This is a genomic window from Curtobacterium sp. MCBD17_028, from assembly GCF_003234875.1.
In the GTDB taxonomy this organism is placed as follows: Bacteria; Actinomycetota; Actinomycetes; order Actinomycetales; family Microbacteriaceae; genus Curtobacterium.
Genome location: NZ_QKTQ01000028.1, coordinates 1 through 13,355, shown reverse-complemented (window position 1 = coordinate 13,355; position 13,355 = coordinate 1). Strand labels below are relative to the sequence as shown.

Annotated in this window: 12 protein-coding genes; 9 read left to right on the top strand and 3 right to left on the bottom strand. The window is 72.5% G+C overall.

Annotation, left to right across the window (positions count from 1 at the left end; all coding sequences use genetic code 11):
• Nucleotides 1–95 precede the first annotated feature (95 nt).
• A complete protein-coding gene (locus tag DEI86_RS16200) occupies nucleotides 96–608 on the bottom strand; it encodes a GNAT family N-acetyltransferase (RefSeq protein WP_111013789.1) in 513 nt (170 codons plus the stop codon).
• A 75-nt stretch (nucleotides 609–683) separates the two neighbouring features.
• Between DEI86_RS16200 and DEI86_RS16195 the strand changes: the two genes are divergently transcribed.
• Both DEI86_RS16195 and DEI86_RS16190 read left to right on the top strand, forming a co-directional pair.
• Nucleotides 684–1,172: a ribose-5-phosphate isomerase gene (locus DEI86_RS16195; protein ID WP_111009926.1), complete on the top strand. Its 489-nt coding sequence runs from the start codon at nucleotides 684–686 to the stop codon at nucleotides 1,170–1,172.
• A gap of 9 nt (nucleotides 1,173–1,181) precedes the next feature.
• Complete coding sequence (locus tag DEI86_RS16190) at nucleotides 1,182–2,156, top strand: Fpg/Nei family DNA glycosylase (protein ID WP_111009924.1); 975 nt, start codon at nucleotides 1,182–1,184, stop codon at nucleotides 2,154–2,156.
• 90 nt (nucleotides 2,157–2,246) lie between these two features.
• On the opposite strand, the gene DEI86_RS16185 is transcribed toward DEI86_RS16190, so the two are convergent.
• Together DEI86_RS16185 and DEI86_RS16180 are read right to left on the bottom strand one after the other, a co-directional pair.
• A complete protein-coding gene (locus DEI86_RS16185; RefSeq protein WP_220038540.1) occupies nucleotides 2,247–3,752 on the bottom strand; it encodes an amidohydrolase in 1,506 nt (501 codons plus the stop codon).
• A complete protein-coding gene (locus tag DEI86_RS16180) occupies nucleotides 3,749–4,438 on the bottom strand; it encodes an FMN-binding negative transcriptional regulator (protein WP_111050185.1) in 690 nt (229 codons plus the stop codon). The genes DEI86_RS16185 and DEI86_RS16180 overlap by 4 nt, the downstream gene beginning before the upstream one ends.
• A 220-nt stretch (nucleotides 4,439–4,658) precedes the next feature.
• On the opposite strand from DEI86_RS16180, the gene DEI86_RS16175 reads away from it, so the two are divergent.
• From DEI86_RS16175 to DEI86_RS16145, 7 genes are all read left to right on the top strand, one after another.
• Nucleotides 4,659–6,263 carry an ABC transporter substrate-binding protein gene (locus tag DEI86_RS16175; protein WP_258376590.1) on the top strand — a complete coding sequence of 535 codons (1,605 nt, stop codon included), beginning with the start codon at nucleotides 4,659–4,661 and terminating at the stop codon, nucleotides 6,261–6,263.
• Entirely contained in the window at nucleotides 6,260–7,756 is a 1,497-nt protein-coding gene (locus DEI86_RS16170; protein WP_111050184.1) for a M14 family zinc carboxypeptidase, read from the top strand. Before DEI86_RS16175 ends, DEI86_RS16170 begins: the two co-directional genes overlap by 4 nt.
• Complete coding sequence (locus DEI86_RS16165) at nucleotides 7,756–8,685, top strand: ABC transporter permease (RefSeq protein WP_111050183.1); 930 nt, start codon at nucleotides 7,756–7,758, stop codon at nucleotides 8,683–8,685. The genes DEI86_RS16170 and DEI86_RS16165 overlap by 1 nt, the downstream gene beginning before the upstream one ends.
• On the top strand, nucleotides 8,682–9,572 hold the full coding sequence (locus tag DEI86_RS16160) for an ABC transporter permease (RefSeq protein WP_111050182.1): 891 nt from the start codon (nucleotides 8,682–8,684) through the stop codon (nucleotides 9,570–9,572). The genes DEI86_RS16165 and DEI86_RS16160 overlap by 4 nt, the downstream gene beginning before the upstream one ends.
• A 28-nt stretch (nucleotides 9,573–9,600) precedes the next feature.
• The gene (locus DEI86_RS16155) at nucleotides 9,601–11,037 is read left to right on the top strand and encodes a serine hydrolase (protein WP_111050181.1); all 1,437 of its coding nucleotides are present in this window, start codon (nucleotides 9,601–9,603) and stop codon (nucleotides 11,035–11,037) included.
• A gap of 13 nt (nucleotides 11,038–11,050) precedes the next feature.
• Complete coding sequence (locus DEI86_RS16150; RefSeq protein WP_181434902.1) at nucleotides 11,051–11,605, top strand: GbsR/MarR family transcriptional regulator; 555 nt, start codon at nucleotides 11,051–11,053, stop codon at nucleotides 11,603–11,605.
• Nucleotides 11,602–13,355 (top strand): ABC transporter ATP-binding protein (locus DEI86_RS16145; RefSeq protein ID WP_111050180.1); only part of this gene is annotated, 1,754 nt, incomplete at its 3' end. The genes DEI86_RS16150 and DEI86_RS16145, both read left to right, overlap by 4 nt.

The window sequence follows — 13,355 nt, the reverse complement described above, 5'->3', positions numbered from 1 at the left end:
GGCCCCCAGAGTCGCCGAGATCGCAGAACACGCCGCTCACGGATGGACGTGAGCGGCGTGTTCTGCGATCTCGGCGGAGGGTCGGGCCCACCCCGTCAGGCCAGGGCTCGCCGCATGACGACGAGGTCGTGCCACCGGTCGAACTTGCGGCCGACCTCGCGCACGGTGGCGACGTGCTCGAACCCGAACCGTTCGTGCAGGCGGATCGACGCGGCGTTGTCCGAGGCGATGTCGGCGATCATGACGTGTCGTCCGTCCCGGACAGCATGGTCGATCGCGGCCCCGAGGAGCGTCGACGCGATGCCCCGGCCGTGGAACCGCGCGTCGAGGTAGATGCTGTCCTCGACGGTCCACCGGTAGCCCGGGTTCTCGCGCCACGGCCCGTAGGTGACGTAGCCCGCGACCGCACCGTCGGCCTCGGCGACGAACACCGGGAACCCGTCGCGGCGGCGCTCCGCCAGCCAGTCGTCGAACCACGCGCGGGGGAGCGGTTCGTCGCGCCAGATCGCCGTGGAGTGCAGGACGGCCTCGCGGTGGAGCGCGTGCACGACGTCGAGGTCGTCCGGCTCGGCATGCCGCACGACGACGTCCGGCGGGGTCGTGGTCATGCCTCGATGCTAGGGGCCGGCAGCACCCCGGACCGGCCCGGAGCGGCGTCTGCGCCCGGGAATAGGATCGCAGGCATGCGCATCCACCTCGGCACGGACCACGCCGGCCTCGACTTCTCGCACACGCTCGCCCAGCACCTCACCGAGGCCGGCCACGAGGTCGTCGACCATGGTCCCGCCGAGTACGACCCGCTCGACGACTACCCCTCGTTCTGCATCAACGCCGCGTCGGCCGTCGTGCGCGACCAGCGTGCGGGCGTGCAGGCACTCGGCGTCGTGTTCGGTGGGTCGGGCAACGGCGAGCAGATCGCCGCCAACAAGGTCGAGGGTGTGCGCGCCGCGCTCGTGTGGAACGAGTCGACCGCACTGCTGGCCCGGCAGCACAACGACGCGAACGTCATCTCGATCGGTGCCCGCCAGCACACCGAGGCCGAGGCCATCCGCTTCGTCGACCTGTTCATCGCCGAGCCGTTCTCGGGCGAGGAGCGCCACGCGCGTCGCATCGCGCAGCTCGCCGAGTACGAGACCACCGGCACGATCGCCGGCAAGCAGATCGACGCCTGAGCCGTCCCGATGCCCGAGGGTCACTCCATCCACCGCATCGCGCGGCAGTTCTCCCTGCACTTCGTCGGGCAGCGCTGCAGCGTGTCGAGCCCCCAGGGGCGGTTCGCGGCCGGCGCCGCCCAGCTCGACGGCCGCGTGATGACCGGGGCGACGGCGGTGGCCAAGCAGATGTTCCTCGAGTTCGAGGGCGGCCTGTTCCTCCGCGTGCACCTCGGCCTCTACGGTGCGTGGGACTTCGCCGGCGAGATATCGACCGACGCCACGATGGCGAGCGCGAACGGCCGGATCGGGCAGACCAACCAGCGCGGGACGATCGTCGACGCCGCGGGCGAGGACTCCCTGGCCAGCATCGGGGCACCCCGCCGCTCGCGCTACCGCATGGCGGAGCAGGAGCACGAGGAGACCCCGATCGAGGCCTTCCCGCCCGAGCCGGTCGGCCAGGTTCGGGTCCGGATCCTCACGGACACCGCCGTCGCCGACCTCCGTGGGCCGACCGCGTGCGTCGTCGAGACGGCGGAGGAGATCCAGCGCGCCATCGACAAGCTCGGCCCGGACCCCATGGTCGACGACGGCCCCGAGGCCGAGCAGCGGTTCGTGGACGGTGTGCGGCGGCGGAACGTCCCGATCGGGCAGCTGCTCATGGACCAGTCGGTCGTCAGCGGCATCGGGAACGTCTACCGCGCGGAGCTGTTGTTCCGCGCCCGCCTCGACCCGTACAAGCCGGGCAAGCAGGTCACCGACGAGCAGGCACGGGCCCTCTGGCGGGACTGGTCGACGCTCCTGCACGACGGCGTCCGCGTCGGTCAGATGATGACCATGGACGACCTGACCCCCGAGGAGTACGACGCCGCGCTCCGCAGCCGTGACGACCGCCACTGGGTGTACCACCGCGCCGGGCTGCCCTGCCGCGTGTGCGGGACGAACATCGCCATGGCGATGATGGCGGGCCGCAAGCTCTACTGGTGCCCGGTCGACCAGACCTGACCCGGTCCGCACCGCAGCGGCCCCGCTCGGCGCCGGCCCCGCTCGGCGCCGGCCCCGCTCGGCGCCGGCCCCGCTCAGCGCCGGCCCCGCTCAGCGGTCCAGGTACGTCCAGCGCCCCTCGACCGCGGTCCCCAGGACGCGCATCGACCGGAGCGCACCGGACGACGCCGCGAGCGGGTCCGATGCCACGAGCACGAGGTCCGCGACGTCGCCGACCGCGACCGTGCTGCGGCCGTCGGTCGACGCCGTCCACGCGGTCAGCTGGTCGATGCGCTGTTCCGGGCGCCACGCCTCCCGGCCGTCGCGGTCCCGACCGACCGCCGCCGCCATCGACACCCACGGATCGAGCGGCGCGACGGGGGCGTCGGACCCGAGGCGGAGGCGCGCCCCGGCCTCGCGGAGTGTGCGCAACACGAACGCGCGGTCGGTCCGGCCGGCCCAGTAGCGGTCCGCCACGTCGCGGTCGTCCATCGCGTGCTCCGGCTGCACGCTCGCGTCGACGCCGAGTCGAGCGAACCGGGCGACGTCGGCGGGGCGCAGGAGCTGCGCGTGCTCGATGGACCCGCGGACCCCGACCTGCTCGAACACGTCGAGCGCCAGGGCGTTCGCCCGGTCGCCGATGGCGTGCACCGCGGGGACGAGTCCGCCGTCGGCGGCGCGGCGCACGAGCGCGCGGACCTCGTCCGGCGTGAACGCGAGGACCCCGAGTGCGTCGTGCCCGTGCAGCCCCGCGTAGGGCTCGTCTACGGCGGCGGTGCGGGTGTTGAGCGAACCGTCGGTGATCACCTTGAACGGCCCCATGGACACCAGGCCGAGGGTGCCGGGCACGACGTCGCCCGTGCGCAGCCCGCGGTCGAGCACCGCGTCGAGCTCCTGGGGGTAGACGCCGGATCGGACCCGGATGCCGTCGATGCCGGCGCGGACGCGGCGCGTCCAGCGGTCGAGCCCGAACCGCATCTCGAGGTCGACGACCCCGACGACGCCCCGACCGCTCGCCGCCTCGACGGCGTCGGCGACGTAGTCGTCGAGCACCGCGTCGGGCACGCGGGAGATCGCCGTGCTGACGTCGAACGCGTCCTGCTCGCGGAGCAGCCCGGTCGGATGGGTCACGAGGGGCCGGTCGAGCAGGTCGCCGTACCGCGCGAGCGCGATCCCGTTGCACCACACCGCGTGCAGGTCACCGCTGACGACGACGACCGGGAGGCCCGGCGCGGCCCGGTCGAGCAGGTCACGGTGGGCGGCGTCCGGCCAGAGCCCGTCCCGGAACCCGTAGCCGATGAGGACGTCGTCGGGCGGGGCGCTCCGCACGGCGTCGGCGATGACCGCGGCGACGGCGGCGGCGCTCGTGCATGCCGAGACGTCGACCCGGCGCCGGACGAGCGCCCACTGGTCGAAGTGCGTGTGGTGGTCCCACAGCCCGGGGCCGAGCCAGGCACCGTCCGCGTCGACGACGTCCTCGAGGTCGGCCGTGGGCGTGGTGGACTCGATGACGCCGGCCGGTGCGACGGCGGCGATCCGGCCCTCCCGGACGAGCACGTCGGCGGACGCGCCCGCGGTCCCGATGCGCCGAACGTGGCGGATGAGGGTCCCGGTCACGTGCGGTCCGTCCCGGGGGCCGGTTCCGGCGCGGGCCGGTCCTCGGGATCCGGCGCGGCCGTGGCGCGGTCACGGACGCGACGCATCTCCGCGGCGAGCGCCCGGTGTCCGTACGGCCCGGGGGACTCGAGCCCGGCGATGACGTCGTCGACGACCTCGGGCGCCTTGTTCTGACTGAGCTTGGCGCGCGCCTCGAACCGCGTCACCCGGATCCGGATCCCCACGGTGCCCCGGGCGATGCGGCGGGCGGCGTCCTCGTCGACGTCGAGGCCGACCGGCGACGGCATGCGCCGCTCGAAGTGGTCGACGAGCTCCCCCAGCACACGGAAGTTCTCCTCGTCGGACAGGATCTCGGGCGTGCCCCACAGATGGGCGGTCACGTGGTTCCAGGTGGGCACGAACTGCTGGGCCGGGTACCAGGCGGGCGAGACGTACCCGTGCGGACCCTGCACGATGACGAGGACCTCGTGCCGTCCGAGTTCGTGGGCGACCTCGTCGGGGCGCCCGACGTGGCTGACCAGGGTGATCTCCGTGGCGTCGTCACCCGGGTCCTCGAGCAGGAACGGGTAGTGCGACGCGACCAGGCCCTCCGTCGTCGCGGACACGATCGTCGCCCACGGGTGCGCGCGGACCAGGCGGCGGACCTCCTCGGGGTCCGTCATCAGGAACGCGGGTGTGTGGCGCATGTCGGACAGCGTCCCACAGGCCCTGCGCGGCCACCACCGGGGCTGTTTCGTCGGTGTTTCGACCTCGTGAAGCTTTCAACGCGGAGTGAAAGAAGCCTTGAGTGCGCGCCGCCGTGCTCCCTACCGTGAGCAGCCAAGCCGGCTCCTGCCCGGCCCGGCCGACCGATCCGGCGGCCACAGCAGGCCCGGCGCGACGCGTCGCGGCCCCGCGAGGAGCGAGATGGACATGCGACGGAGTGGCATCGCGGCGGTGGCCGCGGCGGCGGCGTTGGCACTGGTGGCGACCGGGTGTTCGGCGGGCGGTGGGTCCTCGTCGGACGACGCGTCCGGCACGAGCCTCGTGTACGCGACCGGCGTGCCCGACCACCTGACCCCGGGCCGACAGACGGTGGCGTTCGACCAGGTGATGAGCCTGTTCGCGCCGCTCGTCCAGACCGACAGCGACGACCACCTGACGGACCTGGCCGCGAAGAGCGTCAAGAGCGATGACGCCACGACCTGGACCATCACGCTCCGCCACGGCTGGAAGTTCCAGAACGGCGAGACCGTGACGCCCGAGAGCTACGTCCGCGCCTGGAACTACACGGCGTACGCCCCGCACGCGTGGGAGAACAGCGGCGAGCTCGCCGGGATCGTCGGGTACTCCGACCTCAACCCGACCTCGGGCACGCCGACGACCGACACCATGCGCGGGCTGAAGGTCACCGGCAAGGACACGTTCACCGTCACGCTGACGCACGCCGACAGCCAGTTCCCGCTCCAGCTGAGCCAGGCGCAGACCGCGTTCTACCCGATGCCGAAGGCCGCCTACCGGGACATCAAGGCGTACGACAAGAAGCCGATCGGCAACGGCCCGTACGAGATGACCGAGGCCTGGACGAAGAACAAGGAGTTCACCGTCAGGGCCTGGAGCGGGTACCAGGGCCCGGCGCCGAAGACCGAGCGGGTCACCTACCGCAGCTACAGCGACATGGACACCGCCTACACGGACGTCCTGGCCGGCAACGCGGACGTCCTCTACCTGCCCGCCGACAAGATGACGAGCGCGAAGTCGGACTTCGGGGACCACCTGTACTCGTTCACCTCGCCGGGCATCGACTACCTCGGGTTCCCGCTCTGGGACAAGCGGTACTCCGACCCGCGGATCCGTCAGGCGATCTCGATGTCGATCAACCGCAAGCAGGTGGACAAGGCGATCTACGGCGGACTCTACGAACCCGCGACCGCGCTCACCCCGCCGGTCATGTCCGGAACCCAGGAGGGCATCTGCGGCAAGTACTGCACGTACGACCCCGCGGCCGCCAAGCAGCTCCTCGCCGCGGCGGGCGGGTTCTCCGGCGAGATGGACCTCGTCTACCCCGGCGGCCTCGGACTCGACTCCCTGTACCAGGCGTACGCGAACCAGATCCGCCAGAACCTCGGTGTCGCGAAGGTCGTGGCGAAGCCCACCACGGACTGGGCGTCGTACTACAGCACGCTGACGGCCAAGACGGTCGCCGGACCGCACTTCGGCCACTGGGGCGCCCTGTACACGAGCCAGCAGAACACGCTCCGCGCGCTGTTCACCGCGGCGGGCGGGTGCACGACCTGCGCCGGGTACTACCAGAACGACGACGTCGACCGGCTGCTCGACCAGGCCGACGCCGCATCGACGCAGTCCGCCGCCGACGCCCTGTACAACAAGGCGCAGAAGCGGGTGCTCCAGGACTTCCCGATCGTCCCGACGTTCTTCGACAAGTACTCCTACGTCACGAGCAGCAAGGTGACGAAGCTCCCCGAGGTCGCCGGCAGCCCCGTGATCTCGGAGATCCAGGTCAGCAAGTGACCGGCCTCGACACCGCCACGATCGTCGAACACGCCCGCGCGGTTCCGCAGCACACCGGGTTCCCGACGGTGGACGACCTCGTCGCGCGGTTCGACCGCCTGGCGGCCGACCACCCCGACGCCGTCACGGTCACCCGCGTCGGCACCAGCCGCCTCGGCGAGCCGATCCACGCCTACCGGGTCGGCCGCGGTGCACGCTCGGCGGTCGTGGTCGGCGGGGTGCACCCGAACGAGCCGATCGGGTCGTGGACCGCGCTGCACCTGGCCCAGAGCGTGCTCACCGACCCGGTGCTCGCGGCGGCCCTCGACACGACGTGGCACATCGTCCCGACGATCGACCCGGACGGCATGCGGCTCAACGAGGCGTGGTTCGACGACCCGACGGACCGCGTGCACTACGCCCGGCACTTCTACCGGCCGGCACCCGACGCCCAGGTCGAGTGGACGTTCCCGACGAACCACAAGGGCGCGTACTTCGACCGGGTCCTGCCCGAGACGCTCGGACTCATGCTGCTCATCGACCGGGTGCGGCCGGACCTGCTCGTGAGCCTGCACAACGGCGAGATGGGCGGCGTCTACTACTACCTCTCCCGCGACGAGCCGGAGGTCATCGCCACCCTGCACGCCGTCCCGGCCGCGCTCGGGCTCCCGCTCGACACCGGCGAACCCGAGTCCCCGTACCTGCGGGAGTACGCGCGGTCGGTGTTCGCGATGGGGGAGATCGACGAGGCGTACGACTACTACGAGTCCCTCGGCATCGACCCCGCCGCGTTCATCGGTGGGTCGTCGTCGTCCTCGTGGGCGGGGCGCCACGGCACGCTCTCGCTCGTGGCCGAACTGCCGTACTGGCAGCACCCGGACGCCGACGACGACACGGCGACGGGCGAGTCCTACGCCGACCTCGTCCGTCGGACCGCCGACGCCATGGCGGTCACCGGTTCCGTCCTCGATCAGGTGCTCGACGCCGCGTCCCCGATGCTCACCATCGCGACCCCGTTCCTCGAGGCCTCGCGCGCCTTCGTCCCGATGCTCGCGCGCATGGCGGAGACGGACCGAGCCCGGGCCGACCGCGAACCGCCGGAGCGGATGGCCACGGTCGCCGAGCGGTTCGGCCTCGAGGACCTCGTGCGGTGCTTCCGGCTCCGCTACGGCGGCATGCTCCTCCGTGCGATCGAGGCCGAGACCACCGCGGGCACGGCGCCCGTGGCGCTCCGTCGCCTCCGCGACCGCCTCGTCGAGCAGTACGCGACGTGGCAGGCCGAGGCGGGGACCGGGGCGGAGCAGCCGATCCCGCTCGCCGCGCTCGTCGGCGTCCAGTACGGCGCGGTACTCGCTGCGGCGTCGCACCTCGCACGCACGCTCGGCCCGGCGGCGGGCGGCGGCGACGGACCGGCGGCCGGCTCTTCGGCGGAGGCGGACCCAGGGGCGGACGCCGGCGACGGGGCCGCCCGCAGCCGCGCCTCCCGACCGGTGGGCGTGCCGGGAGGCGCGTGATGCGGACCGCGCTCGTCGTCGGCCGCCGACTCGGCGGCCTGCTCATCGTGTTCCTCGGGGTGACGTTCCTCATCTACGCGATGACGTTCGCGCTCCCCGGTGACCCGATCAAGGCGCTCGGCGGCGACCGGCCGCTCAGCGACGCGGTCGTGCACGCGCTGCGGGCCGAGTACCACCTCGACGAGCCACTGTGGCAGCAGTACCTCCGCTACCTCGGCGGCCTGCTCCACGGCGACTTCGGCACGGACTTCGACGGCGAGAGCGTCGGCTCGGAGATGGCCGCGCGGTGGCCCGTGACGATCGCACTCGCGCTCACCGCCTGGCTGTTCGAGATCGTCCTCGGCATCGGACTCGGCGTCGTGTCGGCGCTCCGGCGGGGCACCGTGCTCGACCGGACGGTGCTCATCGGCACGATCGTGATCGGCGCCGTGCCGGTGTTCGTGCTCGGCGTCGGCGCACAACTCGTGTTCTCCGTGCGGCTCCGGTGGTTCCCGGTCGCCGGGGTCACCGCGGGGTGGCCGTTCGCCTACGTCCTGCCCGCCCTCGTCATCGCGGTCTTCGGTCTCGCGGCGGTCTCGCGGCTCACGCGGACCAGCGTGCTCGACACCCTCGACGCGGACTTCGTGCGCACCGCCAGGGCCAAGGGGCTCACCCCCGGACGCGTCGTGGGTGTGCACGTCATGCGCAACTCGCTCATCCCGACGGTCACGTACCTGGCGACGGACCTCGGGTACCTGATGGGCGGGACCGTCATCGTCGAGGGCATCTTCAACCTGCCCGGCGTCGGCAACCTGCTGTTCCAGGGGATCCGGTCGCACGAGGGCGCCACGGTCGTCGGGATCTCCACCGCCCTCATCCTCGTGTTCCTGGTGACGAGCGTGCTCGTCGACCTCCTCCACGCCGCCCTCGACCCGCGAGTGAGACGATGACCGACTCCGCGCTCAGCGCCACCCTCGAACCCGTCGTCGCCGCGCGTCGTCGTCCGCTCGCCGCGGCCCTCCGCACGCCCGGTTTCTGGGTCCCCGCCGCGGTCCTGGCGCTCGTGCTCCTCATCGCCGTGTTCCCGGCGTTCTTCGCCGGGTTCTTCGGCCACGGCGACCCGCGTGCCTGCGACCTCGGCAGGAGCGGCCACGGCGCGTCCGCCGGGCATCCGTTCGGCTACGACCTGCAGGGCTGCGACGTGTACGCGAACGTCGTGTACGGCACCCGCTCGTCGGTCGCCGTCGGGGTCCTGACGACCGTCCTCGCGATGGTCGTCGCGGTCGTCGTCGGCACGCTCGCCGGCATGAACGGCGGTTGGGTCGACGCCGTCCTCTCCCGCCTCACCGACGTGTTCCTCGGCTTCCCGTTCCTGCTCGGCGCCGTCGTCGTGCTCAACAGCGTCGGCGACCGGAACGTCCTGACGGTGTCGCTCGTGCTCGCGCTCTTCGGCTGGCCGACCATGGCCCGGCTCGTCCGCGGGTCCGTGCGCGGCATCCGGCAGGCCGAGTTCGTGCTCGCCGCCCGCACGATGGGACTCTCGACCTGGCGCATCACGACGCGGTACGTCCTGCCGTCGTCGATCTCGCCGCTGCTCGTCCTCGCGACCATCACGGTCGGTGGGGCCATCGTGTCCGAGTCGTCGCTGACCTACCTCGGCATCGGGCTCGAAGCGCCGGCGATCTCCTGGGGCCTCCAGCTCTCGGCGGCCACCACCCAGTTCCAGCAGGCGCCACACATGCTCGTGTTCCCCGCCCTGTTCCTCGCGGTCACCGTGCTCAGCGTCATCGGGCTCGGCGATACGCTGCGGACCGCACTCGACCCGCGTCGCCGTTGACGCCGGTCACCGATCAGGAGGTACTCCCTTGACCAACGCCGAACCCTCCGCCGCCGCGCTCGACGCGTACCGCGGCGTCCTCCCGTACATCGCCGACTGGGTCGCGTACAAGGTGTGGCAGCTCCGGGTGCCGGGCGTGCAGGTCGCCGTCGGCTACCAGGGCGAGGTCGTCTGGTCGACCGCCTACGGGTACGCCGACGTGGAGGCCGGGCGCCGGTTGACGGAGCACGACCTGTTCCGCATCGCCTCGCACTCCAAGACCTTCACCGCCACGGCGCTCATGCTGCTCGCCGAGCGGGGGCAGCTCCGTCTCGACGACACGGTGGGCACGTACGTCCCCGCGCTCGTCGACGCGGGGTCGCCGATCGCCGACGCGACCGTCCGCGAGCTCATGGAGCACGGCGCCGGGGTCCTCCGCGACGGACTCGACGGCGACTACTGGTCGCTGGCGCGGCCGTTCCCCGACGAGGACGAACTGCTGGCGCTCGTGCTCGACCAGGGGTCGAAGGTCCCGGTCGGTTCGAGCTTCAACTACTCGAACCTCGGGTACTCGCTGCTCGGCATGGTCGTCGCCGCGGTCTCCGGGCGTCCCTACAACGACTACGTGCGCGAGGAGATCATCGAGCCCCTCGGGCTCCGGGACACCGGGCCGGACTGGGACCCGACCCGGGCGGACGACTTCGTCGTCGGGTACACGGGCTTCCACGTCGACCGCACCCGCTCGCGGCTCCCGCACGTGGACACGCGCGCGATGGCCTCGGCGACCGGGTTCCACGGCACGGCCGAGGACCTCGTCCGGTACTTCTCCGCGCACGTCATCGGGCAGGGCGAGCTCCTGTCCGACCACGCCAAGCGTCAGGCGCAGCGTCGGGCGTGGACCGCCGAGGACGACCCGGCGTCGCGCGGGTACGGCATGGGGTTCATCGTCGACCGCGTGGCCGGGCACGACGTCCGTGGACACTCGGGCGGGTTCCCTGGTCACATCACGCAGTCGCTGTTCGACCCGACGTCGTCGCTCGTCATCTCGGTCATGACGAACGCCGCCGCCGGACCCGCGACCCTGCTCGCCCAGGGCATCCTCCGGCTGCTCGACGCCGCCGCGGACACGGCGGCCCCGGGCGACGCACTCTCGGACGCCCCCGACGACGTGGACGTCGACACCCTGACCGGTCGGTTCGCGAACCCGTGGGGCGTCGCGGACATCGCCCGGATCGGCGACCGCCTGCTCGAGATCGACCCCTCGGCGCCCGGGCCGCTCGACAGCGTCACGCGCCTCACCGTCACCGGGCCGGACACCGTGCGCATGAGTTCCGGCAACCGGTTCGGCTCCGTCGACGAGGACATCCGGTACACCCGCGACGACGACGGCACGGTGACCGCGATCCGGGCGGGCGGGGGCATGTCGATGACGCCCTGGGCCGTTCCGGGTGACGAGTCGCCCGCGGTCGCCGCCGGACTCGCCTGAGCACGGGACACGGATGAGCACGGACGAGCGGACCCCCGCCGACGCCACCGGTGTCGGCCCGGTCCTCGACCCCGCCCGCCAGGCGTTCGTCGAGGAGTTCGCGATCATGCTCCAGGGGTCGGGGTTCCCGCTCATGGACGGACGGGTGCTCGCGTACCTCATCATGACGCGCGCGCCGTACTCGTCGTCGGCGGACATCGCGGCCGGGCTCGAGGCGAGTTCCGGCGCGGTGTCGATGGCCACGCGGCACCTCGTCGTGTCGGGGTTCATCAAGCGGCACTTCGTCCCGGGCGAGCGCAGCCACTACTTCCGCGCCGAGAACGACGTGTGGGGGAGCTGGCTCGCGGGGGAGCGTCGCTACCTCGACCGCGAGCGCGACGTGATCGAGCAGGGTCTCGCGGCACTCGGCGACTCGGACGACCCCGCGGATGCACCGATCCGCGAACGCCTGGTCAACGGACGCGACTACATGACGTGGCTGCACAGCCACCACCGCAAGATGCTCGCGGAGTGGGAGGCGTTCAAGGCCGCCCGCGACGCCGGCACCGACCCCGAGGAGCGACCATGACGACACCGACCGCGTACGACACCGCGACGGACGCACCCGTCCTCGTCGTCGACGGCCTCACCGTCGCGTTCACGGTCGAGGACGAGGAGGTCGTCGCCGTCGACCACGCCTCGTTCACCGTCGGCCGCGGCGAGGTCGTCGCCGTCGTCGGGGAGTCGGGGTCGGGCAAGAGCATGACCGCCATGACGGTCATGGGCATCGCGCCCGAGGGAGCGCGGACGTCGGGAGCGGTCCGACTCGGCGATCTCGACGTCGTCGGCGCGGACGAGCCGACGCTCCGCCGGGTCCGCGGCCGACGCGTGTCGATGATCTTCCAGGACCCGATGGCCGCGCTCAACCCGGTGTTCTCCATCGGGTTCCAGCTCGCCGAGGCGGTGCGCCGGGCCGACCCGGGCCTCCGCGACCGGGACGCCGTGCGCGTGCGGTGCGTCGAGCTGCTCCGCATGGTCGAGGTGCCGGACCCGGAGCACCGGATCCGGCAGTACCCCCACGAACTGTCCGGGGGCCAGTGCCAGCGCGTCATGATCGCGATGGCGCTCGCCGCGGACCCGGACCTCCTCATCGCGGACGAACCGACGACGGCGCTCGACGTGACAGTGCAGGCCGAGGTGCTCGACGTCCTCCGCCGGCTCCGCGCACGCACCGGGGCGAGCATCCTGCTCATCACCCACGACATGGGCGTCGTGGCGGACCTGGCCGACCGCGTCGTCGTGATGCGCAACGGGCGCGTGGTCGAGACCGGCGACGTCGCGGACGTCTTCCACCACCCCGCCGCCGAGTACACGCGTGAGCTGCTCGCCGCCGTCCCGCGCATGGGCGAGACCGGCCGGGAGGCCGTGCCCACCGCCACCACGCCCGTCCCGGACGCGGTCCTCGCGGTCCGCGGCCTCGTGGTCGAGTACGGCAGCCGCCTCCGCGGGCGGTTCCGGGCGGTCGACGACGTCACGTTCACGGTGGGGCGTGGTGAGATCGTCGGCCTGGTCGGGGAGTCCGGCAGCGGCAAGACCACGATCGGACGGGCCGCGGTGGGACTCGCACCCATCACCGCCGGCACGGTCACGGTCGTGGGGACGGACGTCGGGACGGCGCGTCGTGCCGACCGGCGTGCGATGCGTCGGCGGGTCGGCGTCGTGTTCCAGAACCCGATGCTCTCGCTCAACCCCCGGTACACGGTCGCGCAGACGATCGCCGAGCCGCTCCGCCACATCCTCGGGCTGGACCCCGCGGAGGTCGACGTGCGCGTCGACCGACTGCTCACCGACGTCGGGCTCGGCCCCGGGTGGCGACACCGGTACCCACACGAGCTCTCGGGCGGGCAGCGGCAGCGGATCGCGATCGCCCGCGCGGTGGCGCTCGATCCGGCACTCCTCATCGCCGACGAGCCGACGAGCGCCCTCGACGTGTCCGTGCAGGCGCGGGTGCTCGACGTGTTCCGCGAACTGCAGGAGCGCCTGGGGTTCGCCTGCCTCTTCGTGACCCACGACCTCGCCGTCGTCGACTCGCTCTGCGACCGCGTCGTCGTGCTCAACCACGGGCGGCTGGTGGAGTCGGGGACCCGCGAACGCATCCTCCGCTCGCCCGAGGACGCGTACACCCGCCGGCTCATCGCGGCCGCTCCCGTCCCCGACCCGGTCGAGCAGGCCGCGATGAGCCGGCGGGTGTACGCGTCCTCGGGCGAGCGGAGGAGATGCCGTGGCAGCCGGTCGACCCGGAGCCGCACAACAGCTGCAGGTTCGACGCGAGCGTGGGG

Excerpts from the sequence above, each read along its gene's own strand:
- DEI86_RS16200 (WP_111013789.1), bottom strand. The coding sequence starts at position 608 with ATGACCACGACCCCGCCGGACGTCGTCGTGCGGCATGCCGAGCCGGAC.
- DEI86_RS16195 (WP_111009926.1), top strand. The coding sequence starts at position 684 with ATGCGCATCCACCTCGGCACGGACCACGCCGGCCTCGACTTCTCGCAC.
- DEI86_RS16190 (WP_111009924.1), top strand. The coding sequence starts at position 1,182 with ATGCCCGAGGGTCACTCCATCCACCGCATCGCGCGGCAGTTCTCCCTG.
- DEI86_RS16180 (WP_111050185.1), bottom strand. The coding sequence starts at position 4,438 with ATGCGCCACACACCCGCGTTCCTGATGACGGACCCCGAGGAGGTCCGC.
- DEI86_RS16175 (WP_258376590.1), top strand. The coding sequence starts at position 4,659 with ATGGACATGCGACGGAGTGGCATCGCGGCGGTGGCCGCGGCGGCGGCG.
- DEI86_RS16165 (WP_111050183.1), top strand. The coding sequence starts at position 7,756 with ATGCGGACCGCGCTCGTCGTCGGCCGCCGACTCGGCGGCCTGCTCATC.
- DEI86_RS16160 (WP_111050182.1), top strand. The coding sequence starts at position 8,682 with ATGACCGACTCCGCGCTCAGCGCCACCCTCGAACCCGTCGTCGCCGCG.
- DEI86_RS16150 (WP_181434902.1), top strand. The coding sequence starts at position 11,051 with ATGAGCACGGACGAGCGGACCCCCGCCGACGCCACCGGTGTCGGCCCG.